At 41.6% G+C, this 25,940-nt stretch carries 13 protein-coding genes; 7 read left to right on the top strand and 6 right to left on the bottom strand.

Going from position 1 to position 25,940, the window contains the following annotated elements:
• The first annotated feature begins 121 nt into the window (after nucleotides 1–121).
• On the top strand, nucleotides 122–10,213 hold the full coding sequence (locus IPO83_03775; protein MBK9730400.1) for an HYR domain-containing protein: 10,092 nt from the start codon (nucleotides 122–124) through the stop codon (nucleotides 10,211–10,213).
• 553 nt (nucleotides 10,214–10,766) lie between these two features.
• Nucleotides 10,767–14,597 carry a PKD domain-containing protein gene (locus tag IPO83_03770; protein MBK9730399.1) on the top strand — a complete coding sequence of 1,277 codons (3,831 nt, stop codon included), beginning with the start codon at nucleotides 10,767–10,769 and terminating at the stop codon, nucleotides 14,595–14,597.
• Nucleotides 14,598–14,849: 252 nt separating this feature from the next.
• On the opposite strand, the gene IPO83_03765 is transcribed toward IPO83_03770, so the two are convergent.
• Nucleotides 14,850–16,379 carry a T9SS type A sorting domain-containing protein gene (locus tag IPO83_03765; GenBank protein MBK9730398.1) on the bottom strand — a complete coding sequence of 510 codons (1,530 nt, stop codon included), beginning with the start codon at nucleotides 16,377–16,379 and terminating at the stop codon, nucleotides 14,850–14,852.
• Nucleotides 16,380–16,937: 558 nt separating this feature from the next.
• Between IPO83_03765 and IPO83_03760 the strand changes: the two genes are divergently transcribed.
• Together IPO83_03760 and IPO83_03755 are read left to right on the top strand one after the other, a co-directional pair.
• Nucleotides 16,938–17,870, top strand: coding sequence for a TAXI family TRAP transporter solute-binding subunit (locus IPO83_03760; GenBank protein ID MBK9730397.1), 933 nt, complete (start codon nucleotides 16,938–16,940; stop codon nucleotides 17,868–17,870).
• A gap of 159 nt (nucleotides 17,871–18,029) precedes the next feature.
• The gene (locus IPO83_03755; protein ID MBK9730396.1) at nucleotides 18,030–18,314 is read left to right on the top strand and encodes a transposase; all 285 of its coding nucleotides are present in this window, start codon (nucleotides 18,030–18,032) and stop codon (nucleotides 18,312–18,314) included.
• Between the two features lie 298 nt (nucleotides 18,315–18,612).
• Here the strand turns inward: IPO83_03755 and IPO83_03750 are convergent, their stop codons facing one another.
• On the bottom strand, nucleotides 18,613–19,203 hold the full coding sequence (locus tag IPO83_03750; GenBank protein ID MBK9730395.1) for a YqaE/Pmp3 family membrane protein: 591 nt from the start codon (nucleotides 19,201–19,203) through the stop codon (nucleotides 18,613–18,615).
• 854 nt (nucleotides 19,204–20,057) lie between these two features.
• Between IPO83_03750 and IPO83_03745 the strand changes: the two genes are divergently transcribed.
• Nucleotides 20,058–21,149 carry an OmpA family protein gene (locus tag IPO83_03745; protein ID MBK9730394.1) on the top strand — a complete coding sequence of 364 codons (1,092 nt, stop codon included), beginning with the start codon at nucleotides 20,058–20,060 and terminating at the stop codon, nucleotides 21,147–21,149.
• A 95-nt stretch (nucleotides 21,150–21,244) separates the two neighbouring features.
• On the opposite strand, the gene IPO83_03740 is transcribed toward IPO83_03745, so the two are convergent.
• The 4 genes from IPO83_03740 to IPO83_03725 form a co-directional block, all read right to left on the bottom strand.
• Entirely contained in the window at nucleotides 21,245–21,883 is a 639-nt protein-coding gene (locus IPO83_03740) for an outer membrane beta-barrel protein (protein ID MBK9730393.1), read from the bottom strand.
• A 277-nt stretch (nucleotides 21,884–22,160) separates the two neighbouring features.
• A complete protein-coding gene (locus IPO83_03735) occupies nucleotides 22,161–22,742 on the bottom strand; it encodes an energy transducer TonB (protein ID MBK9730392.1) in 582 nt (193 codons plus the stop codon).
• A 384-nt stretch (nucleotides 22,743–23,126) separates the two neighbouring features.
• Nucleotides 23,127–23,573, bottom strand: a complete 447-nt coding sequence (locus IPO83_03730; GenBank protein ID MBK9730391.1) for an SRPBCC family protein — start codon at nucleotides 23,571–23,573, stop codon at nucleotides 23,127–23,129.
• A gap of 6 nt (nucleotides 23,574–23,579) precedes the next feature.
• Nucleotides 23,580–24,038, bottom strand: coding sequence for an SRPBCC family protein (locus IPO83_03725; protein ID MBK9730390.1), 459 nt, complete (start codon nucleotides 24,036–24,038; stop codon nucleotides 23,580–23,582).
• A gap of 175 nt (nucleotides 24,039–24,213) precedes the next feature.
• Between IPO83_03725 and IPO83_03720 the strand changes: the two genes are divergently transcribed.
• A complete protein-coding gene (locus IPO83_03720; protein ID MBK9730389.1) occupies nucleotides 24,214–24,531 on the top strand; it encodes a helix-turn-helix transcriptional regulator in 318 nt (105 codons plus the stop codon).
• Nucleotides 24,532–24,710: 179 nt separating this feature from the next.
• Nucleotides 24,711–25,205: a hypothetical protein gene (locus IPO83_03715; GenBank protein MBK9730388.1), complete on the top strand. Its 495-nt coding sequence runs from the start codon at nucleotides 24,711–24,713 to the stop codon at nucleotides 25,203–25,205.
• The last annotated feature ends 735 nt before the right edge of the window (nucleotides 25,206–25,940 follow it).

The following is a 25,940-nucleotide window of genomic DNA, read 5'->3' as shown; positions in this document are numbered from 1 at the left end:
TTTTAATTAAATACCACCATTTAACTAATCATTAAATCAACCGTCAATGCGACAACCATTACACTACGCGCTAATAATTTCATTCCCTTCATCCAAACATTCAGCAGATCAACCATTAACCATGAAAACATCTACAAAAAATTATTCGTCATTTATTACGGGAACTGGTTTTCACGGTAGTAAAATAGGGAAGGCAGTTCGGTTGATAGCAATGGTTTATTCTATTATTGCGATCATGGGAAAATGTGCTATGGCTCAGGTTCCGATATTGTATTATGATTTCGAAAATAATATTACACGAACCACTTTTGAAAACCTTGTTGAAGCGCAAATAAATAGTGGTAGTGCAGCATTAACTTCTGCTGGAATTGCGTCAGTAGGTGGTGTTGCGGGAGCCGGCACTTTTAATGGAGGCAGTGCAAGCGGTCAAGCGATTACAGGAAATACATGGTCAGCTTCTACGACTGATCCCGGAACCGCAGCTACTAACTATCAACAATTTGTAGTTAATACTTCCGGTTTCAGCACTATAACTATTTCATTTGATAATCAGGCATCAGGTACGGGACCGGCAAGAGTTGGAATTTTGTACAGCACGGATGGTACAACGTTTAATGTAGCTTCCACTTCACCCGTTTTAACTGGAAACAATACCTTATCTGCCTCAGGAAGTTTTTCACTTCCCGCAGGTGCTGATAACCAAAGTTCTGTTACAATAAGAGTATATGCTTATGCGGGAAGTGCGGGTGACAGAACTGGAAGAGGTGTGTTTGCTGCTACTGGTACTTTTCGTATTGATAATCTGACAGTATTCGCAAATACAATAACTGCCTCTAAAAATTTGCTGAATCATCCGGCAATCGGATTATCGATAAAATCAGGCACTGCCTTCACGCCTACCTATTCTACTTTAACAGTTAACAATAATGCTACAGTTACTAATATAGCGGCTTCAATTTTTTCAGGATCTATTAATATTGCTGCCGGTTCTACATTAATTACATCGTCTACCATTACAGCCAATGGTGCAGTCGCTCTCAATGGATCTTTCCAGATCAATCAAGGTGGTTTCGCCGATGGTACCGGAACCTGGACATATGGGTCAGGCGCTACCTTAATTTATAATAATTCAACTGGTTCGTTCGGTGAAAACGGCGGCTCTTATTGGCCAATATCAAACGGTCCAATAAACGTAACAGTTGCCGGAGCAAGTGGAATTACCATGAATGTGGCAAGAACGATAAGCGGTACTTTTCAAACTTCTTCAGGTGTAACAAATGCCAATAACCTCACTTTAAATGGCACCGCCCAAATTAACGATGGAGGATTTCTAACCGGTACTCCAACTTATGGAGGATCATCAACTTTAATCTACAACACAACTTCGTACACAACTACTAACAATGAATTTCCTTCCACAGGCGTAAAAAATGTAACCATCACCGCACCGAGTGGCACCAATACCATCACCTTAAATGGAGATAAAACCATCACTGGTACACTCGCAGTTGGAAATCATACATTAAATGGCGGTAAAAGTATAAACGCGGCCACCATTACGATTGGAACAGGTTCCATGGTGATGGGTGATATCACTACCAGCAGCGCTTTTACCTGCTCAGGTGCTTCAGGCATCAGCTTAAGCGGCGCCTGGAGTGTAACAGGTTTTACAAAATCTACAAGCACTGTCAGCTTCACTTCTTCGGGTAACCTGAACAACATTGCTGACTTTTATAACCTCACCAATTCAGGCGGCACCAGGAGCATCCTCGCTAATTTCGACGTAGAAAATACGCTGCTGGTGAGTGGCGGTGATATGCGTGTTTCAGGAGGCACTGGTAAAACACTCACGATGTCGGGCGCATCTTCCACCATCAATATCACTTCAGGATCTATTACCGGAACGGATGCAGGAACAGGAAATGATCTTAGTCTGGTGATCTCCGGAAATCTCACGACGCTCACCGGTAATGCCACCATCAATGATGATCATGAAAAGAAGTTTTTCAATGTAACCGTGAATTCAGGAAAAACACTTGCCTTATCACGCGGCATACTTTGCAGGTATGGATTATTCAACGTGTTTGGAACATTGCAAATCAATGCCAGTGGATATGTGCAGGCAAATCCTGCAAGTAGTGTAAAACCTGGTTATGGTGCATCGGCTTTGCTTGTTTACAATAGCGGCAGCAGTTATACCGTGTCAAATGAATGGATTATTGGTGATGGACTCAACAATGTAACCATCCAGAATGGAACTGCCGTTACGCTTGGCCAAAGCAGGACGATGGGCGGCAATCTTACTATCACCAGTGGATCGCTCAGTACAAACAGTGATCTCATGGTAGGTGGAAATGTGTCACTCGGTTCCAACTTTATTACCACAACAGGGGCCAGCAAGCTTATTCTCTCCAACATGGCCGGTTCGATTTCAAGAACTTCCGGTTACGTGATCGGAACATTGCAACGAGCCTGCAGCGGCACCGGCACTTCGGCAGTGTTCGATATTGGTGATGCCACTAACTATACGCCTGTTACTTTTGATTTTTCAGGTAGCACTTCCGGAGGTAACCTGGCAGTAAGCACAACAGTGCCTGGAGGCGCACCGGCAGCAGGAAATATTCCAACAGGTTCGGGAATCAGTCAAACCAAATATTTGAAAAGATTATGGACTGTCACCAACGTTACTATTTCAAATCCTACGTATGATGCGACTTTCACCTTTGTTCCCACCGATGTGCAGGGTGGTGCAAACACGGCCAGTTTTATTGTTGCAAAAAATTCAGGCGGCATATGGACGCATCCTGCGGTAGGTGCCAGGACTTCAACCAGCACGCAAGCAACCGGACTAACCGCATTCAGTGATTTCCAGCTTGGAGAAGAAGCTTGTACTGACCCTGATGTTCCCGGGATTACGGCTACATTAAATCCAATTTGTAATGGTAACAACACTACGCTGAATATTACGTCAGGCAATCTGAACAGTGCCATCAACTGGCAGTGGTATACCGTTGGTTGTGGAGGCACTTCTGCTGGAGCTGGAACTTCCATTGTGGTAAGTCCATCCATCACCACCACTTACTATGTGCGTGGTGAAGGTGGATGCGTTGCGCCGGGCACCTGTGCAGAGGTCACCATAACTGTTGATCCAATTTCTGTGGGTGGATCTGTTGCAGGAAGCACAACAGTTTGCTCAGGAACCAACAGCGGTTCTGTTACACTCAGTGATCATACCGGAAGTGTAGTGAAATGGCAATACTCCAGTGATAATTTCGCAAGTGATGAACATGACATTGTAAACACAACTACAACTCAATCGTATACCAATCTCACTTCAACCACTTCTTATCGCGCTGTGGTACAAAGTGGTGTTTGCGCTACCGCAAATTCTTCTTCTGCAACTATTACGGTAAATGCGAATGTTACGTACTATCAGGATCTTGATACAGATGGATTTGGGAACCCTGACGTATCGCAGGTTTCCTGTAGTGGGGCTCCGGGTGGATATATACTTGATAATACAGATTGCAACGATGCCAGTGCAGATGAACATCCGGGACAAACATGGTATGCTGATGTGGATGGTGATGGTTTCGGAGATGCTGCAATACCACTCGTTTCCTGTTTACAACCTGATGATTATGTTTTGGATGATACGGATTGTGATGATGGACTTTTCATGTATGCCGATAATGACGGTGATGGAGCAGGCGCAGGAGATCCTGTTGCATGCGGAGAAATTTCCAGTTATGATTGCAATGATTCCGATCCCGAATTCCAGTCCTACATATTTTATGCTGATGAAGATGGAGACGGATTCGGTGATGCCTTCTTTGCCCTTTACACGTGTGATAACATGATTCCCGACGGCTTTGTAGATAACAGTGATGATTGCGATGATGACTTATTGCTGTACGCAGATGCAGATGAAGATGGCTACGGATCGGACATTTTTGCGGCTTGTGCAGGTGCCACGGTAGTGACGAACACAGATGATTGTAATGATGGCAATAACCAGGTTTATCCCGGAGCAATAGAAGTATGTGCTAACTCCATAGATGATGACTGCGACTTTTCTATTGATGAAGGATGTTCAGGTGTTACGCGTTACTTCGTAAATGATAACAGCACCGCCGGCGACATCTTTACAACAGCGGTTGGCAGCAATGCGAATGCAGGAACCAACAGCGCACCATTTGCGACGTTAGCTTTTGCTATTAATACTGCTACTACAAATGATACTTTGTTCGTGGATAATGGTGCCTACACAGAACAGGTTCAGATCAATAAATCACTGGTCATTATTGGATCAGGAAGCACCAATACCACCACTATCCTGGCTCCTGCTTCGCCAACCAATGTGAGCAATGCTAATGGTACTTATCAACCAATAGTATATGTAAGTGGTGTTGGAAACAATGTTGAAATCCACGACATAAAAGTGGATGGCGACGGCGGCAGGAATGTCAGCAATTTAATAGGCATCTATTATTTTGAAGCATCCGGTTTGATCGATGATTGCCGCGTAACCGGCATTCATGATGCTCCATCTGTCAATGGTAACCAACGCGGACAAGGAATATTCGTAAATCACAGTTATGATGTAAATCTTTCACACACAGTAACAATCAGTAACAGCAAGGTGGATGATTATCAGAAAACAGGAATACTCATCAATGAATTGGGAACAGAAGGTATTGTGATCAATGACAGTATTATCGGATCATCAGTTTCAGGTATCATAGCACAAAACGGAATTCAGTTTGGCTATGGAGCATGGGGAACTATTCAGGGGAATGTTATTTCAAACAATTTATACAACACAGTTGCACCGCATACCGATGTTTCGTCCGGTATTCTGCTGGCCGGAGCGGGAATAGATTTCAATAATACGCCAACAGGAAATTCCATTTTCATAGGAGGCGCCGGTGCGTTGGCAAATACCATCATCGGAAATGAAACCGGTCTGTTTACTGCAGGAGGTGGATTCGGATATGATTCAAATGCAGGAATGATTTATGGCGCGAATAATTTTTCAGATAATAACATACATGTACAACTCGAAGATCCTGCTACTGTTCCTTCAGCGTCTTTTGTATATGACAAACGCGTCGACAATTCTTCGATTACCAATGTTGTGTATGGATGCATTCAATATGCAGTGGACTTCGCTGCAAATGGTGATGACCTGAATGCAGGTTCAGGCACCTTTATAGAAAATGTGACGGTACATAAAGAAGTTAATATCGGTGGTGCCGGACAGGGAAGCACTTTTGTAATTCCAGCAATTTCGAATCCCGTGTGTGGCGGCGGATCGTTGTGTGGAGGATTAGCCAGCAATATATTTTTAGTTCAGGCCAGCAATGTAACGATACACGATCTCACAATTGATGGAGACAATCCATCACTCAACAGCAGTGTTGTAGTAGATGGCGTTGATATTGATGCCAGAAACGGTATCATCACCAATCATTCAATGGGTGTTTATCAGAATCTTGAAATACACGATGTCACCCTTAACAATATTTACCTGAGAGGTGCTTATGCTTCCACTGGAGGTTCGTTTAATTTTCATGATAATACAGTAGATAATGTACAGGGAGAGGCAGCTTCCATTGGCATGTTCAACTTTGGAGGTACCGGAATATTTGATAACAACACGGTAAGCGATTGTAATGATGCGATAGCAGCAAACAATTCCACGGGTACTGTCTTCAAAAACAATACTGTCACAGGTTCAGCCAGCGGTATTCATACAGATAATAATGGAAGCAGTGGCGGCATAACAGACACCATCAAAAACAATATTGTTTCCAACAGCACAGCATCTGGATATGGTATCTGGGTATTTGCTCCCTATCGTGATGTAGTAGTAAAGGACAATACCGTAAATAATGTAGTGGTGGGTATGGCGCTCGCAGGTCAACAGGCTGCCGTAACACCGGTTTTTATGGGCAACACAATTGATGGACAAGGCAATGCCAGTGCTACAGGAGTTTATGTTACCACCAGCTTATTTGGTTTTGGTTCATCTGATGTCAGTGGTGTATTCAATAATAATTATATCATCAATAATGCGGACGGATGGTACCTTGAATCAGAAGGAGGACAAACATTAACGATTAGTGCAAACAACAATGCAATTGCAGACAATAGCAACTCCAACGTTTTCGATGCAAATGCGGGCGGAACGTTAAATGCCGGCATGACCTGCAACTGGTGGGGAACAACAGTTCCCGGAGATGTTGGAGCAACCATTTCAGGATCGGTATCCTATATTCCTTATTTGAAGAATGGAACGGATAGTCAGCCTGGTTCACCTGGCTTTCAGACTAATGAAATTTGCAACGGAATCTGCCTTGCATTTACTCCCGCCATATCAGGAGCGGATACGGTTTGTGCATATACTACGGGTTCAATTTATACTACTGAAGAAGGAATGTATGATTACAACTGGAATGTATCAGGCGGCATAATCACCAACGTGGCTGCTAATGTGGTAACGGTTGACTGGGATGTAGCAGGAATAGGAATTGTTTCGGTTATCTATACTGATAGCACAGGTTGTACAGATACATCGGCAAACTTTGAAGTAATAATAATTGACGCTCCTCTTCCAACTGTTGAAGGCGCTGATACGGTGTGCGCATTCACAACGGGTTCAGCTTATACTACGGAAGGTGGAATGAACAATTATAACTGGAATGTATCAGGTGGAGTTATTAGTAGTGTAACCGATAGCATCGTATATATAGATTGGGATGCAGCGGGTATTGGTATCGTGAGTGTTACCTACACCAATGATCCGGGTTGTGAAGGTGCTTCACCAGCTTTCGAGGTGACTATATTGGAATCTCCCCTGCCAACAGTAACAGGTGCGGATACTGTTTGCGCATTCACAACCGGTTCAGTTTATACTACGGAAAGTGGAATGACCAATTATAATTGGAATATATCAGGTGGTGTTATAAGTAACGTTATGGACAGCATTGTATATGTTGACTGGGATGCTGCCGGTATTGGAATCGTGAGTGTGACTTATACCAATGAAGCAGGTTGCGAAGGTACTTCACCTGACTTTGAGTTAATAATTCTAGAGTCTCCCCAACCAACTTTATCAGGCTCTGATACTGTTTGCGCATTTACAACTGCTTCTATTTATACGACTGAAAGCGGAATGACCAATTATAACTGGAATGTATCAGGAGGTGTTATCAGTAACGTGACTGATAGCATTGTATATGTCGACTGGGACGCTCCAGGTATTGGAATCGTGAGTGTTACCTATACGAATGATCTGGGTTGTGAAGGAACATCTGCAAACTTTGAGGTAATTATTCTGGATGTTCCACTCCCAATTGTAACCGGAACAGATACAGTTTGCGCTTTTTCTGAAGACGTAGCATATATTACACAAGGAGGAATGTCAGGTTATGACTGGGGAGTTTCCGGCGGTGTTATCAGTAGTGTTGCAGACAACATTGTATATATAAATTGGGATGATGCAGGATTGGGAACTGTTACAGTTACCTATACTGCTGCCAGCGGCTGTACTGGTACTTCTGCGCCCTTTGAAGTAGTTATTAATCCGTTGCCTACTCCAACTGTTATGGGAAATGATTATGTGTGCCCTAATGCTTCAGGAGTAGTATACAATACTGAACCGGGACAGAGTTTGTACACCTGGAATGTAGCTGGAGGAAGTATTGCATCAGGTGGTACATTGGCTGATGACTTTATAGTTATCAATTGGGGACCTGCCGGTTTTGGAACAGTCTCTGTAAACTACTCTAATGAATTTAACTGCACTGCATTAGCATCAACCAACTATGATGTAACGATTGAAGACACCGTTAAACCTTTGATTATTTGTCCTGGTAATACAGGTATTGCATGTGATGAATCGAGTGATTCTTCGAATACGGGAATGGCTACAGCAACGGATAATTGCGATTCAGATCCGTCCATCAGCTATACAGATGTAATCGTACCCGGAAGTTGTATTGGTAACTATACAATTAATCGTACCTGGAAAGCACAGGATGCGAATGGAAATTTCGCTACTTGTTTGCAGGTAATTGTTGTCAGTGATGTTACCGATCCTTTAATTGGAATACCTGCCGCTTCACTCACCGTTGAATGTGATGGAAGTGGTAACACTGGTGATCTCAATTCATGGCTTGCTACCAATGGTGGCGCTTCGGCTTCTGATGCCTGCAGCGGTGTGGTGTGGAGTAATAATTATTCTGCTTTGAGTAATGATTGCGGAGCTACTGGTTTTGCTACCGTAACTTTTACAGCAACTGATGATTGTGGTAACTTCTCAACTACAACAGCAACATTTACCATTGAAGACACTATCGATCCTACTATCGGAACACCTGCTTCTTCTCTCACCGTTGAGTGTGATGGAAGCGGTAACACTGGTGATCTCAATTCATGGCTTGCTACCAATGGTGGTGCTTCGGCTTCTGACGGCTGCAGTGGTGTGGTGTGGAGTAATAATTATTCTGCTTTGAGTAATGATTGCGGAGCTACTGGTTTTGCTACCGTAACTTTTACTGCTACCGATGATTGCGGTAACTTCTCAACTACAAGTGCAACATTTACTGTTGAAGACACTACTGATCCCATTATCGGAACACCTGCTGCTTCACTCACCATTGAATGTGATGGAAGCGGTAACACTAGCGATCTCAATTCATGGCTTGCTGCTAATGGTGGTGCTTCGGCTTCTGACGGCTGCAGTGGTGTGGTGTGGAGTAATAATTATTCTGCTTTAAGTAATGATTGCGGAGCTACTGGTTTTGCTACCGTAACTTTTACTGCTACCGATGATTGCGGTAACTTCTCAACTACAACAGCAACATTTACAATTGAAGACACTACTGATCCCATTATCGGAACACCTGCTGCTTCACTCACCGTTGAGTGCGATGGAAGTGGTAACACTAGTGATCTCAATTCATGGCTTGCTGCTAATGGTGGTGCTTCGGCTTCTGATGCATGCAGTGGTGTGGTGTGGAGTAATAATTATTCTGCTTTGAGTAATGATTGCGGAGCTACTGGTTTTGCTACCGTAACATTTACAGCTACCGATGCTTGCGGTAACTTTTCAACTACAAGTGCAACATTTACTGTTGAAGACACTACTGATCCTGTGATCGTTTGTCCAAATGATACCACCGTTAGCAATGATGCCACCCTGTGCAGTGCGATTATCACACTTCATAATCCAATCACTTCGGATAATTGCAGCGCCATCTCTATTACCAATAATCATCCGGGTACCGGCTTTGCTGTAGGTAATACTACTGTAATGTGGATCGCTACCGATGCATGCGGCAATGCAGATACCTGCTATCAACAAGTAACAGTTACAGACGATGAGTCACCAACTTTAATGGGTTGCCCGTCAGATATTGTAACGTGCGACAGCATCGCGAGCTGGATTCCTCCTACACCATCAGACAATTGCGGGATAGCAACATTTACTAGCAACTATGAGCCCGGAGACACATTGCCGAATGGCACTACGCTAGTCAAGTATATTGTTACTGACATTCATGGGAACACCGATAGTTGCAGCTTCAACGTAACGGTAAACACCTGCTTTGCTACGCTGGACCTGAAATTTTACATCCAGGGATATTATGATGCCGGCGGTATGATGAAACCGGTATTGTATAATTCAGGTGTGGACGCAAATCCATTGTCTACGAATGTTGATACAGTTGTAATCGCTTTGCACGACAGCGGCACACCATCCATAGTATTCGCCACCTTCAAAGGAATATTACAAACTGACGGAACACTTTCATGTACCTTCCCCGCTTCTGTAATCGGCAATTCCTACTACATAGCGATCACTCATAGAAATACACTTGAAACCTGGAGTGCATCGGCAGTGACCTTTAGCAGTTCGATGATCGACTATGATTTTTCAACGGACGTTACACAAGCATACCCTGATCCATTCAATCCTAATCCTCAGATGACCTTCATTGACGGAATCTGGGCAATCTACAGCGGAGATGTAGATCAGAATGGTTCCATTGACGGCGGTGATTTCAATGCGATGGAACCCGATGTTACCTTCCCTGTCTTCGGATATAATACTTCTGATATTACAGGTGATGGAGTACCTGATGGTCAGGATTACAATTTACTGGAACCCAATGTTAGTCTTGGATTATTTGTAGCGCATCCGTAACAGCTTGCTGAAGTGATTCAGTACCGGAGTTAGAAAATTGCTTCATTGTTGAATGGTTTAATTGTTGGGGCTTAAAGATGCCCCAACAATTTTTACAGTTTAGCAATGAAGCAATTTGGTTTTTATTAATCACCTTATAACACATTCTTATGAATAAGGTCCCGGTTATATCACCGGTTGTTGTGATGAGGAAGATAATTTTTCCGGGTGATGAAAATGTAATGTTGGACAGGGATATTGCATTGCTGTAAGAGATAAAATCAATTCGGCTAAGAGAGCAGGTAAAAGAAACATTGATCGATCCCCTAAAAGTTTCATGTTTCAATTTACAAATGAAGAAGTAGGGTTTATGGCATCGCAAAATGCGATACCAGTGAAACGTCACCTTGGTGGCTACCTTCCACATGCATTAGTTCTAAAGTTGCATAGGAAGAATTTGGCTGGATGGAAATAATTGCATGATAAAATGAATGCTTTTCAAGACAGCACTTGAAAGACCATAGGTTTAATTTAAACTATTTACCTTAGGGCTTCTCCTCAATAATTTATATTAATGTCGAAGAATACTTTCATCCTATTTTTATTTCTGCTCTTTCCTGATTACGGTTTTACGCAGGCAAAGTATTTAAATGCATTTCATGCTGAGACAATGGCTGATTATGATGCCGAGATATGTTTAACACCTGATTCAGGATGTGCGGTATTCCTTTCATTTTATGATGCAACCATTTCCAAAGATCGATTTGCATTGTTTCGGTTTAATAAGAATGATTCATTGATATGGGCAAAGAAGTTTGACATCGAAGAGAAATTTGATCAGGTAAATATAGCATCAACAAAAGACAGCGGTTTTATTTTACTTGGAGGATTGGGCGCCGCGGATGTTATTAAAACTGATCAGCTCGGAAATGTGCTTTGGTCAAGAGATTTCTTTAAAGGGACTTTACTATCGACAGGAATTGATGCGATTGAAGTTGATGGAGATTCATTGCTGATTCTTTTTAATGGTCCCAGCAACAGCCAGTATGATACTTATTGCGGTATAGCTAAAACCGATTCTGCAGGACATGTTATCTGGATGAATCAATACAAAAATCCACTTGGACCTCTGGGCGGAATAAGAATGCTACAAATCTCCCAAAACCATTTCGTTATTCTTGGACATTCCTACAATTCAAACTTAGCTGACCTGGGAATATCCCTCTTTTGTATTGACCAAAATGGTGAAATTCTATGGAGCAGGGAATACGGAGATTTTGGCTTCTTTGAGCCAGCAGATATGGCTTATTCAAATGGTAATCTTACAGTGACAGGTGATTCGTATTTCTCCCAAGACCAAAAATTTCGATTTTGGCAAGCGCAGTTTGACACCAGTGGGAATAATTTAAAAATAGACTACTACTATAGCCCTACCATTAATTGTGGAACCCAGCTTTCTGTATGCAAACTGCCTGACGAATCAAATGTTTTTCTCGATTGTAACGTCCTGTTTAAAACTGATAAGAAGGGAAATTTGATTTCCATTCATGAATTCCCTGAAAGTGATTACGGACTATTTGATGTGGAGGTTGGGATGGAGAATAACCTCTGGATCGCCGGTTACGCTGAAGTAAATAATGATGGACAATTTTCCTTGCTGAAGACCAATATGGACATGGACCTTTTGTGCCTTGATACTGTAAATTTTGAGTTTGGTACAGAGTCAGCAATTCTACCCACATTTAACCAGGTAATTTATAAGGAAGCATACGCCCAGGTTGACAGCTTCAATTATGTTGCGGTGCCTTATCCCGATGAAGTGATTTATTCTTGCGAAGATACCTGCGTTACCAACGCAGGCATTAGCCTGAGCACATCAAGAATTTGTAGCGGAAGCGTGTTGGAAGCAATTAACGCATCCACAAACGCAACGAATTTCAAGTGGTACGTTGATGATTTACTAATTACCACGACACCAAACTTAAGTTACTTAACAAGTAACCCTGGTGCTCATAATATAAGTCTGATTGCAAAAGGAGAATGCAAGGATACTGCTGAAATTAATTTTTTTGTTGATTCCCTGCCGGACGCAACCTTCAGTGTAACAAGGAAAATGTTTCAATGTGAGTTTACTGCAAATGCCATTAATAATGAATCCTGGAAATGGGATTTTGGCGATGGCAAAAATGCTTACTGGCCTCAATCAGTACATTTTTTTGATTCTGTGGGATCATATTCCGTTTGTCTGACTACTTCAAATACTTGTGGTGCAGCAACGGAATGTCAATCAATATCTATAGATGACACGGTTCAAAGCCGGTTTGTTATGTTTTGCGGAATAAGTGGCAATAATCTTCTGCCGGTTCAGGTCGTACGAATGGGAGATGGCGGGTACTTGCTTCTTTCAAACAACGCAGGTTTAACACCATGGATAATACGAACTGATTTTAAAGGGAATGAACTTTGGACGATTGGTTCACCTGGCGGAATGGCCTTGTCAGTTACGCCGACGAGAGATGGAGGTTTCGCTATTGTAAGCGGTGAAAGCGGTTTAGCAGTAACCCGATATGACAGTATTGGTAAGTTATTATGGAAACGAAAGTTCTCGGGTTCAGTAAATAACTATGCGGATATCATCGAAACAAGCGATGAAAGTCTTTTGATAGCTGGTCAGGATAATTCAAAAGCAGTTGTACTGAAACTGACGAAAGCAGGCCTTACATTATGGAAACGTTCTTACACGGAAACAACTTTTGCTTCGAAATTATATGAAGCAAAAAACGGTGATCTTTTAATAACCGGCGGCTATAGTAATGATCTCCTGGTGTTTCGGTCAGACGCTGCAGGAGTACCCATCTGGGGAAAAAAGTATTATGGTCCTTCCGCCGATGCCGGTTATGGGATTGTTGAATCCGCAAACGGAAACATTCTTGTAACTGGAAATACTTCCAGTTTTGGAGGATCGTATGTTCCCAAGCCTATCATCCTTAGGTTAGAAGAAGATGGGGATATGTTATGGGCTAAGCTTGCTGATATCGGAGTGGGTAATGCCGGATTTGGTATCAATGAATTACAAAGTGGCAACCTGCAAGTGCTTTCAGGCGGAGAATATGATGCTCAATTCATAAAATTGAATTCAGCGGGTGGGTTTCTGCATGCTAAAAAATATTCATTTCCCTTTAAGTCCCGTATTCAGAAACCTGCTTTTACAGCCGACAATGGTTTTGCTACACTGTACACTGAAACAGGTTCAGTAGATTGGTTTCCGTACCTATTGAAAGCAGATTCAAATGGTTATGCCGGCTGTTACAGTGATTCTGTCGTCTGCAACATCGTCAACCTCACTCCCTCCATCACTAATTTAAATATTACATCAACTTACGATACCATTCCACTTATATACATTCCCATGTATTCCACATATTATTCTACGGCTGAAGAAATTTTATGTGATAATTTTAATTGCTCAATACCGAATACAAATTTTACATATACTTCAAACGGAAATACAGTTTCTTTTGAAGACAATACAACTTCTGAAGACTTGCTTCATTGGGATTTCGGAGATGGATTTACTTCAACGGAACAAAATCCCGCTCATACTTATATTTCTCCTGGCGAAAAGACGGTGTGTTTAATTGCAAACAATGAATGCGGTGATTCAATTGTATGTAAATCAGTATTTGTCAATTGCATTGCAGCAGCCAATTTTTCCAGTTCAGCAAATGATTTAGAGGTTGAGTTTACAAATACATCAGCATCAGCTACCGGTTATTTATGGGATTTTGGTGATGGTACGAACAGCAGCATAACAAGTCCTGTTCATTCTTATAGTTCATTGGGAACTTTTCATGTTTGTCTTATTGCCTATGGTCTTTGTGTAAATGATACAACCTGTATGGATGTTACTCTACAGTGTTCTACTGAATCTGATTTTACATATACAACGAATGTAAACCAGGTTTTTTTTACAAACCAGGCAATTAATACATTGTTTTATTTTTGGGAGTTTGGTGACGGTCAGCAGAGTTTCGCTCCTAATCCGAATCATACCTATACTGCAAATGGAATTTATACAGCTTGTCTTACGGCATACGGTGATTGTGATACCCCAATAACGTGCAAGGAAATTACCATCATTGCGACCGGCATATCGGATCCGGTAAACTTATTCTCCATTTACCCGAATCCTGCAAGCGAGTATATTCATGTTGATTATTGCTGTGAAGAACATGTTACCGTTGAAATTATTAATTCACTTAACCAGGTACGCCTCAAAGAATCGTTATCTCGCGGAGAGAAGTTGATTAATGTAAAGGAATATCCACCAGGGATATATCAATGCAAAATTTATGATTCGATCGGGCGGATTATAGTAGCTCAAAAGTTGGCGATAGTAAATTGATACTATTTTATACGGTGGCATTAAGGTATTATTAAGCGGACGCTTTTTCATGATAAGCCCTGAATGGAGCGGTGACCCATCCCAGACTAAGAAGCTTCTATCCGGAATTCATTTGACTTTGACGAGAAGCCATCTCAAAAAGCTAAAAGACCGAATCTTTCCGAACATGTTTACGGACTTGATATCGTAATAGTTTTTGCACAAATCCGCACGATACTGTGATCACAGCTTCGATGATGTCAAAGCAGACATCTAATGCTCAACAATAAATTTCAAAGCAACAATCTTGCTTCCGGCTTGCAACCTGCAGAAGTACATTCCATTTTTCCAGTTCTCAACGTTGAGAATTTCGGATTGTGAATGGACAAGTGTGGATTGATAAACAGATGTTCCTGTTGCATCAAAAATTTTCAACCAAATATTTTCTTTGTTTTCAGATTGCCAGTTGCAAACTGCGAACTGATCGGCGGGATTCGGAGTAATGGAAAACGAAGCAGTCTTCGGAGTTTCTTCTATGTCGGTTACTATACACAATTCCTGTTTGGTTCCACCGCTTACTTCTGAATAAGGGGAATCGAAAATACTGTCGTTCGCCGTGTAATTCAGTAATACTTTTGGAGCAACATCACCTGCTTCCATCCATGAACCGAAATCTTCCAGCAAACATTCGTCGCAAGCGTTTCCGTTCGCGTCGAGCTTTATGACAGAACCATTTCCAAGAAGAGCGTAACCGCCATCGGCTGTTTGAATGACATCCTGAAGCAATGCCGCAGAATAAATATTTTTACTCCATTCAATTTCGCCGTTGCTGTTACACTTTGCTACAAATCCGTGCGCTCCTGCCGGAATAAATTCACCGGTGTCTGCGATTCCCACTCCGATAAATCCACCGTCGCTGGTGGGAGCTAAACCATAGAATGTTTCTGATCCATCACCGCCGTAAGTTTTACTCCATACTTTATTGCCATTGCTGTCAATTCTGGTAACGAATGCATTTGAGTGAGGTTGTCCCGTACCTGATTCATAACCGCCGATCAGGTATCCACCATTGGAGAGGGGGATGGCATCATAGCCAACACCGGCATTGTAAGAAACGGACCATTGAATCACTCCGGCTTCGTTTACATGTGTAAAAAAGGCACCCGGAGTAATTCCCCATCCTGAAATCAAATATCCACCTGCAGTGGAAGGCACGACACGCTGTGCTACAGCAGCGTATGGACCACCGTCATTTATTTCCGTGCTCCATATTTTGTTACCTTCAGCGTCTATCTTATAAAGTAATATATTATAAAGACTAACACCTGTTAAAATGTATGAACCATCTGACGCTTCCGTAACAGAGTTGAAGACTGCACTTCCAACCCCGTGATCCACGTTTTTTTTCCAGAGGATGTTTCCGTTTTCGTCATATTTTAGGATGAAAAAATCCTGGTTACCGGAACTTCCGGCAAATCCTCCTGCTACAATATGATGGTCTGCTGTTTCAATTATTCCGAAACATCCATCATTTCCCGTGGTGCCGATGGAACTCGACCACAAAATATTGGCCGCAGCATCTACTTTAAAAACCCAAAAATTCTGATCAACCCCGCCGGCAAAGCCTGTCTCCAATCCCCCAATCACATAACCCCCGTCGTACGTTTGAACAATGCTGAAGTAGCGATAGTAGCCCGAAGCCTGAATGTAAAAGCATCCCTTATTGATTTCCTGGGATTGTGCTGAAAAGCCTGCGAGCAACATCAGGCTTCCGGAGAGTAGCGTAAAAATCTTTTTTCTCATAACGTGCGCTTTGAAGTCACCGTGTTTTGTATCGTTTCATGAGTTGAAGATCCGGCTTCAAAAAAATTAACCATACAAAAATATTTTTGCGACAAGCTAAAATCAAATCTGTTTGGTGAACGGCGATAATGGTTTAGTAAAAGGCAAATAACTTTACTAAATCTCGGTATTGGGAGACTGGAGTAGATGCAGTGGAGCTTGGACGATATTAATTTTCGTCCGGTTGAAACTTTATGGAAGTGAAGGCCTCATCAAAATCACTACCTCCATAAGAATGTTGCCATTTAATAATTGGTTGTGCAAAAGAACACGTGATGAACAGCAATAGAATGAGTGTGAAAGGGATTATTTTCATTTTTGATAGCATCAAAACTGTCATTTGAACGTGTTGTTCTTAAAACCGGTTGCTCCTGACCTTCATGAAACATATAAAAGTAATCATGATTGACACTTTTAATACTCATATGAAGAAGCCGGAATCAGGATTCAGGCCAGGATATTTACAATTAATAAATGATATATTTGCAATGCTCTTGTAATCCTTAAATCCACGCTGTCATGAGAAACAAAAAAATTATTTCAGGAACATTGGTGCTGTTATTTTTCTCTTCTTTAGGAACGTTGCTGCTGCTTTCCTTCTTACCCCGTCCTGCAAGTCAGATGACGATCCTGTCCGGCTCAAAAAATGCGACGCAGTACCGTTTTGTCCAGGATATTATAAACATCGTGGCTCCTACACTGGATTTTAAGATTCAGAACAAGGAAACAGAAGGGGTTGCATATAATTTCAGTGAGCTGACTGACCCTAAGACTCCGTACAAGCTGGCCATTATGCAGGCGGATTACCTGTATTACATGCAAGCGCAGGACATGCAACTTAAAATGGAAAAAACGAAGCATCTGAAAGTAGTGCTTCCGTTGGGCGATCAGCAAATTCACCTGGTGACCAGTGCCAGCAGGGGTTATACAGGATTGAAGGACCTGGACGGAAAAACAGTCGCGATCGGAAACGAAGGGCAGGGAACTTTCAGGACTGCACTGATGATCAGGGAACGTTCGAAGGTCAGCTATACTTCCAGGAACATTCCTTTGGACGAATCTTTAACAGAACTTAAGCTTGGTAAGATCGATGCGTTTTTCATTGCCAGTTCAGCCCCGATCCCGCAACTGGATATAAACCCGCAATCGATGGTAGATATGATGACCCTTGTTCCGCTGGAGGATTTTAACGACTGGGCGAAGTACTACAAGCGGGATACAATTTATAAAACGGACTACAAATGGCTCGACCATGATATACCTACTTACGGAGTACCTACCTTGCTAGTGGTAAATGAAAGCAAGCTCACGGAAGAAGACCGGGCCAGCGTTACAAAGCTGAAAGCCGCCATTCAAACCAATTATGAACAGCTCAAGGAAAAGGGGCATCCTGAATGGAAACGTGTGAACTTTTCTGACTGGAGCGAATCCGATTGGCCGAATTTCAAATAGGAGATTACTTAGCGAGTTGTTCGCTTAATGCCCAAAGTTTTTCCTGCAGATCCTTATCATAAGAATACTTGCTGGATTTTATTTCCTTGCCATCACCTTTTAGGAAGGTGACATTCGAGCTTTTATACTTCTCGTCAATGGCCAGGCTGCAAAGCATCTTTGCGGCTTAGATGGGATATTGAACCGTTTTTCAAGTTTCTAAAACAACATCTTAACCTTACTCATTTGGTATCCAGAAATATCAATGGAATCAGCGTGATGATCTATATGACTCTCATTTTGGCCATCCTGCTTATCGTTTATAAAAAACTCAACAAAATCTCCAGCTATAAAATAGCAAAGCTTCGCTTTACACTTGAACTCGATGAAGAAATAATGAAACAAGTGGCCATCTTATGCGGTGGTGATCCTAAGAAAGTTAAGAACCTGTTTAATGACTCTTAAGGTTTCGAACACCTGTGATTACAAATCCGGACTAACGGGAGGAATAAGTTAAAAAAATATTTGCCCGAAGTATCGGGCAGTGTCTAATCGATGTAAGCCTTTTGGACAAAGTAAGTCTTTAGAACTCCTTCTTTGCGAAATTTATACTTTTCGTGAGACAATTTTTTATAGCCTTTTCACTTTAAAAAGAAGGAAAGCAGTAATAACCGGCACAACAATTTTATATGTTCCTGCCGATTCTTACTGCAATTTTCTCCGAATGAACTATCTCAAATGAAACAAGAAGATCCATTCATAATCACAAGATGATGATCCAGGCGAAGATGATACCCGGAACCCAGAAGCATATTGTCAGCAGGATATCTATCCAGAAGTTAATGGTAATTCCATCTTCCCACAATGCAACCGCCAATGGTGGCAACAAAATGGCCAGCAGGCAGTACAATAATTTAGAATCGCCGGAGGAATGTGCTTTGATGGCTTTTGAAGTTTGTTGGTTTGTTTGAGTATAGCCTGTCCGTGCTTTCCATTCAACAGGTTTTTTAGCAGCTTGTTTTTCAATCTTTTCAAAGATCCTGTTTACTTTCTTTTCCTGTTGCGAAGTGAGTGTAGATGGAACTAAAGGAGCAACTTGACTGAATGATTTGATTAAGGGTTTCAATTGCTCGTCATTTGATGCAACATATTCCAGTTCCTTTTGAGCAACCTGCAATTCATTGACCTGTTTTTTATCGGTTGATTTGGTAATATTTGCTGCTGTTGCCTGGTTTATTTTTGTATTGGGATGATACCGCCCGGTGTATTCCACATGGGAATTCCTGGAGCAGGATGTCAACCCAAAGATGATCACAGCAATAATGGAGACAGAAGTAAATAGTTTGTTCCTCATGATTTTAATCATTTAGTGGTTAATTGAATGTCGAAATATAAAAAGTAAAACTTGATTTCTTCATATTTATGGTGCATATATACTTATATCTTCATCCAATGGAACAGTTGAAATTCAGATTATTTTTCTCTTACGGTTTTTTCCTTCTGTGCTGTCTTCCATTTTTCATTTTTTCCTGTAAAAAGAATGAGCAACCTAAAATAAGCGTTCTCTTTTCCAGCGTTTAATTCTGAAACAGAGAAGTCTTATTGAGTATTAAGCTATCCAAGATATTAATATTTTTGCCTGGTATTATTCCTATATTCTATGAGGCGGAAATATAAATTTCGCGACAACAGCAAGTTGTAACTACAATCCGGTAGAAGCAGGATTTGTAAGCAAGCCCGAGGATTGGATTTATACCAGTGCGAGAGATTATGCTGGAGAAAAAAGACCATTAAAAGTTATCTTGCTTGACTACTTTAATAGTAATCGGACGCTTACAGATTATAGGCACAAGCGGACTATTGGGCCAAACGGGGTTTGACTCGCATCAGTCAAAAATCAGTACACTGATTCCTTATTCAAAATATTTATAATCACACTTTTTTATGATTGTATCCAAGGTTTCGAACACCTATGATTACAAATCCGGACTAACGAGGAGACTCCATCTGTGATTTTGTTTACACCTATTTACATTCATTGTTCCACTGTTGGAAGTCCTTGCGGTCCTTACCATGAAATCCTGCTCCTGGAGATTTTGAACAATCATGCGCATTATTACAGATATTAGTTGCATGTACTAAAAGAAACAGTTAGGTTTGTTTTGATTAATGAACTTTCATTTCCGGGTCTCAACCAAACGAATTATCATGAAAAGATTCACTACTTCCCTCATTCTTTTAGTTCTTGGTGTTAGAGTTTTTGCTCAAAGCGCCACTGGTGTTCCTTATATCGGGTTAAAAGTTGCTGCTAATTATTCCATGAATTCATTCAGCAATCCTTCCCTTGCTGATTATTCTTCAAACGGAAAATGGGGATTTGCCGGCGGGCTCTTCTATAACATACCGATCAGCGGCAAATTTTCAATCCAGCCGGAATTGCTTTACTCGCAAATGGGTTCAAAGCTCGAATCAACTGTGGATGCAGGTAACAATGCCACACTGGAGCTTGATTATGCTTCGATACCATTCCTGGTTAAATTCAGCCCGATTGATCCATTAGCAATTTTTGCAGGACCGCAATTTGATTTAATGGTGACTGGAAATTTAAATTATGATTCGAAGCCTCATACTGACACCCGAAGCTCGCTGAATGCAGCCATCCCGGCTGTTACCTTGGGCGCTGAATACTGGTTTTCGAAAAACTTCGGTGTATATGCAAGGTACATGCTCGGATTAGGAAATCTTAATGAGCAGGATCCTGGAATGGAGTTCAATGGGCAAATTATCACCAGCGACCTTAAAAATTCTGCCCTGCAGTTTGGGGTGACCATTCGTTTTCCGGAAGAAGAAAGTTCAAGTTCACCAGAAGAACCTGCTGCAGTGCATGTTCAGGATACAGATGGAGACGGGGTTATCGATAAACATGATAAGTGTCCCAATACTCCTGGTTCTGCAGATAATCTCGGTTGTCCGGAAATGATTGTGCTCTATGCGCATAACGATGCAGCACCCGACGCAGCGGATAAGGCCAACCTCGATAAAGTTGCATCATTTCTGAAGGCCAATCCAGAACTTAAAATCATCATTGAAGGACATAGCAGCGCACCCGGTGATGAGAAGTACAACCAGAAACTATCGGAGGATCGTGCCATCGCATCTATGGATTACCTGGTCTCACAGGGAATTGATAAGAAGCGAATGAAAGCGGTGGGTTTGGGCGAAAAGAATCCAGTGGGTGACAACAATACCGAAGAAGGGAAAGCAGCCAACAGAAGAGTTGTGATCCGGATAGACAAATAGCCAAAACCACGAGGGCAATTGCAGCCGATCGTGTTAATTCTACTCTACAGTGCAACAGGCAACAAATTAATTCCTGGAAAGAAATTATTCCCAACTTAGAGATGAATGCCGAGATACAATCCTATGTACGATGAATGGGAATCATAATCTTTCAGCACATTCGTCAACCCATAAGAATAGGTTACTCTTGCCGTAATGATAAGCACATCAGCCCCGATGCCGATTGTCGGTTCAAATTGCCAATGATCAAAGTCAGAGGTGCTGAGATTAAGTAAGTCAAACTTTCCATCCACCAGGTATCCGACATTGGCACCTCCAAAAACCTGGAGGTTTAGTGCCTTTTGTGCACCGAGCAGGCGAAGCCCTACCAGCAGCGGTATAGCGATATTAGAATAGATCAAATCGCTTTTTCCGGAACTATCTGTAATGCTTTCACTTGATTTCAGGTGAAAAAAGTAGAGTCCGGATTCGAACCACACAAATGCTCCTCGCCGGGTGTAAAGACCAAGCTCATAACCAAGGTTGGGTGAAGAATTGAATTTTGAGTCGGAAAAAACTGGGTTATTCCAGTTTAGTCCAAGTTTGAGACCATACTCCCGCACCTTGTCATTGCTGCTGCTTGAGGTGGAGGCGGGTGGCGCCGCAGCGGTGGTATCTGAAACCTGGGCACTGGCGTTGACAAAATTTAAAAATAGCAGAGCCAGCATAACAAAAGCGAAGACGATTTTTTTCATTTGACAGAATTTTGGGTGAGAAAAAAATAGCTTGAAAAGTCAATGAATTCATTCATTAAAACATGACCATTAAAATGTTCTTCTGTGCATGATCTGCTTGCGTATTTCTATTTTCAAAATCCATCAGTTCCATTCTCATGCAAAGCCTCGCTTGCAAAAGCGAACGAAATAGGTTAATCTCAATATCCCAGGTCCGGACATGTCAGATGGAGTAGGCTGAGCATTAAGGAATCTCATAAGCTCCTTCATAAATCCACAGCAAGTACGGGCGCACTCTTCATTTCTCCATTGCGTATACGATTGGCAACGTATAGTAAACTTTTGCTTTTTCTCCATTCACTTTCCCTGGAGTCCAATCAGGCATGGTACTTACCACCCGCAGGGCTTCTTCCTCTAAACCAAAACCAAGAGGTTCACTTTGCACCTGGGCATCCATTACTTTTCCATGTTCGTCGATGGCAAAGTGAACGATCACGGTTCCTTCCTTTTCATCATCCAATGCCCGGCGGGGATAGTTAATATGGGTTAGAATATAATTTTCCAATGCGGCCTCTCCGCCTGGAAACTCGGGCATCACGTCGCTATAATTGTATATGTGATTTTTATCCTCAGAGATTTTTTGAGTTTTATCAGGTACTTCTGCTTTTGTTGTGGCTTTTCCCTTAAGTGGTTTTGGACTTTCCACTACCATTTTAGTCATCGCAGAATCATTTGTTCCGGCTGGCATCGATGAAACTGCAGCGTCAGTACTATCACTTGAATTGGTGGTTCCGGAATTCTTGCAGGAAAAGTAGACCGGAGAGGTACTAAGCATTGAAACACTTAGCATCAATGGCAGGATTTGTTTCAGCTGTTTCATGGGTAGTGAGGGTTGGTGGGTTAGGGAACTAAAGATATAGAATATATACTGGAATAGCATAATATTTTTAGCAAATCATCAATCTTTCTTTTGCAAAGGAGTTTGCTAAATTATCCTTTGACTACATGACAGAAAAAGTATAATGGTAAAATAAATTGTTCCTCGTGATTCTTGAGTCACTTTTTAATAATATCATCTAACAACACCATGGTTAAAAATCTTGCTGGCTTTATTCTCATGACTTGTATGGGCATAAGTGGTGGTTTAGCAGAGTGAGTGCTTTTAGTTCATGGAATGTAACGCCACCTTATTTCCGTCTATGCCGGTGATTTAAAATACAAAACCATCTGCTCCAATGGAAGCGTGGTATGCCATGCACAAAAATCAGTTTGTTTCAGCATACGATTTAAGCCCATCAAAAAACTTTTTTATTCCGCTGTCCGATTGCTTGCGTATCATGACTGCATCGAGCAATTTTCCAAGCAGTCCAAACTTTACGGTGTAGTGCATCACCTGTTTTACTTTTGTCTGGTTGCCGATTTTTTCAAAGCTGTAACTGTGTTGCAATCCTTTTATCGGGAACGAACAATCAGTCAATTGGTAGGTAAGCGCTTCTGCTGGTTTGAATACTGTTACTTTTTCGTCAAACCAATTTTTGTTATCAAGCATCAGCACTTTTCTTTTTGCATTCAACCCGCTTTTGTTTTCTGAAAGTGCGATCGATTTTTTTACAGTCGGGTCGTATCGCTCGAGCATTTCAATATTCGCGAGCACCTCCCATATTTTTTCAACCGGTGCGTTGATTGTGATTTCGTTGTAAATGGTTGCCATGTGATCCTATTTTTCAGCAATCGATTTAATGTTGGAGAGAATTTGGGATTGAATTTCTCCCATCTTTTTTTTCATCATCAAAGCATTCATAATTCTTGCCATCAGGTTTGCCGGTTCGTAATAAGATTCGTTTATTATTTTGGTTTGACTGTCGCTGATCCTTTCAAGGTAGAAACAAAACCTCGGTTCTTTCAGCATCTTGCTCATTCCCATACTGTCGTTTTCAATTACCCAAACGGTTTTCTTTTCGTGAACCAGCTCCGCTAATCGTTCTGTCATTGTTCCTCTTTTACCCCTGTTTTCCATTTCGCAGGTTCGTGTCTCGCCTTGCTTGTCCATACGTCCATTGGCGGTAATCACTCCCGGATTTATTTTGTGCAGCAGTGTGATGTCGGTAATGATTGCCCAAACCCTGCTAATGGGTGCATTGATAACTGCTTCGTTGTGCGCTTGTAATTTGCTCATTGGAAATGGTTTTTATTTGCCGGGAGGAAAGATAAGATAAATAACTTGTGATTTGCAAGTGGTTTTATAATTTTATACCGTGAAGAAGAAAAAAATTAAATATCGCTCTGACTGTCCTATCAGTACCGCTTTGGATATTTTTGGCGACCGGTGGTCACTGCTGATTGTCCGGGATATGGTTTTTAAAGACAGGAATACCTACGGAGCTTTTTTGAATGGTGGCGAAAAGGTTGCTACAAATATTCTGGCTGATAGGTTGATGATGCTGGAAGCCGGAGGCATCATTGTCAAACAAAAGCATCCTGAAAGCAAGGCAAAAATTCTGTACACACTCACAGCAAAAGGAATTGATTTGGTTCCTGCCCTGGTTGAAATAATTGCATGGAGTGAGAAGCACCACGAAGTGCATCCGCAGGCAACTCAATTTGCAAAGGCAATTCGGAAAGATAAAACGGGAACGATAAAAGAGATTACCGCTTCATTGAAAAAGTAGCGGTGAAAGTTTCTGTCCTGTTGCTTGCTGCTACGGCACTTGAAATGCCGCCATTCGGAACCATGCACTTATGAGCTGCTGCAGGATCATTTTGAAGCGCCCTCAGGAAAAAAAAATGATGATCAGCTCAGAACTGTTAACGGGAATCAGGCATTGATAGATTCGCTACCTTACTATCTATGCTTATTGAAGAAAAAGCACTCAAACACTGGATTGATAATTTTTACGGATATGGATCGTGGGACGCTACGATCTGGTTTATTGGTTACGAGGAAAATGGGGGTGATGTATCGGAAGAAGTGACCGGGAAGGTTAACTATTTTTATAAGGTATATGCTCCAACCGATGCTACTCTATGCGACATTCGTGAGCTGTACCGCCAGGTTGCAATCAGTCTCGACGATCCAAAATCAATTTTGTTGACGAACCGTTGCGAATACCGGTTCGGGAAAAATGCTGTACAGAATGTGGTTTGGAAAAATCTGGTTGCATTTCAGTATGGTTATAGAAATGAGATACTTCCTGATTTTCTCGAATACCAGAAACACACTTTTGCATCGCCATCAGAGCACAATGAAGTATTAATCTGCTTATATCCCTTATTATATCTATTTACTGTAATTAGCGCAGTAGCCCAGATCGAAAGTTTGGTCAGCATAGCAAAATTAATCTGAGCAAATACAGGATAGTGATACATACCCACATCCATTCCTATTATTGTACCACTACCTAATCCAGTAAAAAATGGATCAGCCCTACTTGGGGCAGCAGAAAAGCTACTTCCAGCAGCAGAACCCAAAGGCTTAAAAAATCCCTTTGTCCAGGCTTCATCAAAAGTGGGTGTATTGCGCATATCCTTGTCATATTCATTGCTTGCTGCATTGTCAACACAGAACCCGTAATAGCAATACTCGGGATGATACTTGACGAGTGACTTCGCCCATCAATTGTTAAATTCAGTCGCATAATAGGTATTCACAACCTGTACCGGGTTTCCCAGCTCATCAACATATGGAGACTCCGGGTCAGGATATTGTTAATTTTGCAAATCACCACCTGCTGTATATAACCACTGGCGACAAAACATATTCCCATCCGGATTCAGGATGACAAAAACATTTTCCATGCATATTAAATTATAACATATTGCATTTCTACATAATTGGTAGATAATTAAATATTTTCAAATACTAAAATGTCTACATCCGGCATTCCGGAGAGCGTGTTGCAATTTTTCCAATGTGTAGATTATTTTCAACGGTGAGTTACCTGGTGCCCAACCTGAAGATTTTCTTTGCCCCAAAAAATTACAGGGTTTATATATAAGCGGTTCATTTAATATAATTCCGGCTTTTTGTTGTAAAATCATGCTTCTCAAAAATTATTCCACAGCTTTTTTTAGATGAATA

The sequence above is a fragment of the Chitinophagaceae bacterium genome (genome assembly GCA_016717285.1).
Taxonomy (GTDB): Bacteria; Bacteroidota; Bacteroidia; order Chitinophagales; family UBA10324; genus JACCZZ01.
The sequence above is the reverse complement of the archived record's forward strand: the minus strand, read 5'-3'. Positions and strand labels throughout refer to the sequence as shown.

Excerpts from the sequence above, each read along its gene's own strand:
- IPO83_03775 (MBK9730400.1), top strand. The coding sequence starts at position 122 with ATGAAAACATCTACAAAAAATTATTCGTCATTTATTACGGGAACTGGT.
- IPO83_03770 (MBK9730399.1), top strand. The coding sequence starts at position 10,767 with ATGTCGAAGAATACTTTCATCCTATTTTTATTTCTGCTCTTTCCTGAT.
- IPO83_03765 (MBK9730398.1), bottom strand. The coding sequence starts at position 16,379 with ATGAGAAAAAAGATTTTTACGCTACTCTCCGGAAGCCTGATGTTGCTC.
- IPO83_03760 (MBK9730397.1), top strand. The coding sequence starts at position 16,938 with ATGAGAAACAAAAAAATTATTTCAGGAACATTGGTGCTGTTATTTTTC.
- IPO83_03750 (MBK9730395.1), bottom strand. The coding sequence starts at position 19,203 with ATGAGGAACAAACTATTTACTTCTGTCTCCATTATTGCTGTGATCATC.
- IPO83_03745 (MBK9730394.1), top strand. The coding sequence starts at position 20,058 with ATGAAAAGATTCACTACTTCCCTCATTCTTTTAGTTCTTGGTGTTAGA.
- IPO83_03740 (MBK9730393.1), bottom strand. The coding sequence starts at position 21,883 with ATGAAAAAAATCGTCTTCGCTTTTGTTATGCTGGCTCTGCTATTTTTA.
- IPO83_03735 (MBK9730392.1), bottom strand. The coding sequence starts at position 22,742 with ATGAAACAGCTGAAACAAATCCTGCCATTGATGCTAAGTGTTTCAATG.
- IPO83_03730 (MBK9730391.1), bottom strand. The coding sequence starts at position 23,573 with ATGGCAACCATTTACAACGAAATCACAATCAACGCACCGGTTGAAAAA.
- IPO83_03725 (MBK9730390.1), bottom strand. The coding sequence starts at position 24,038 with ATGAGCAAATTACAAGCGCACAACGAAGCAGTTATCAATGCACCCATT.
- IPO83_03720 (MBK9730389.1), top strand. The coding sequence starts at position 24,214 with ATGGTTTTTAAAGACAGGAATACCTACGGAGCTTTTTTGAATGGTGGC.
- IPO83_03715 (MBK9730388.1), top strand. The coding sequence starts at position 24,711 with ATGCTTATTGAAGAAAAAGCACTCAAACACTGGATTGATAATTTTTAC.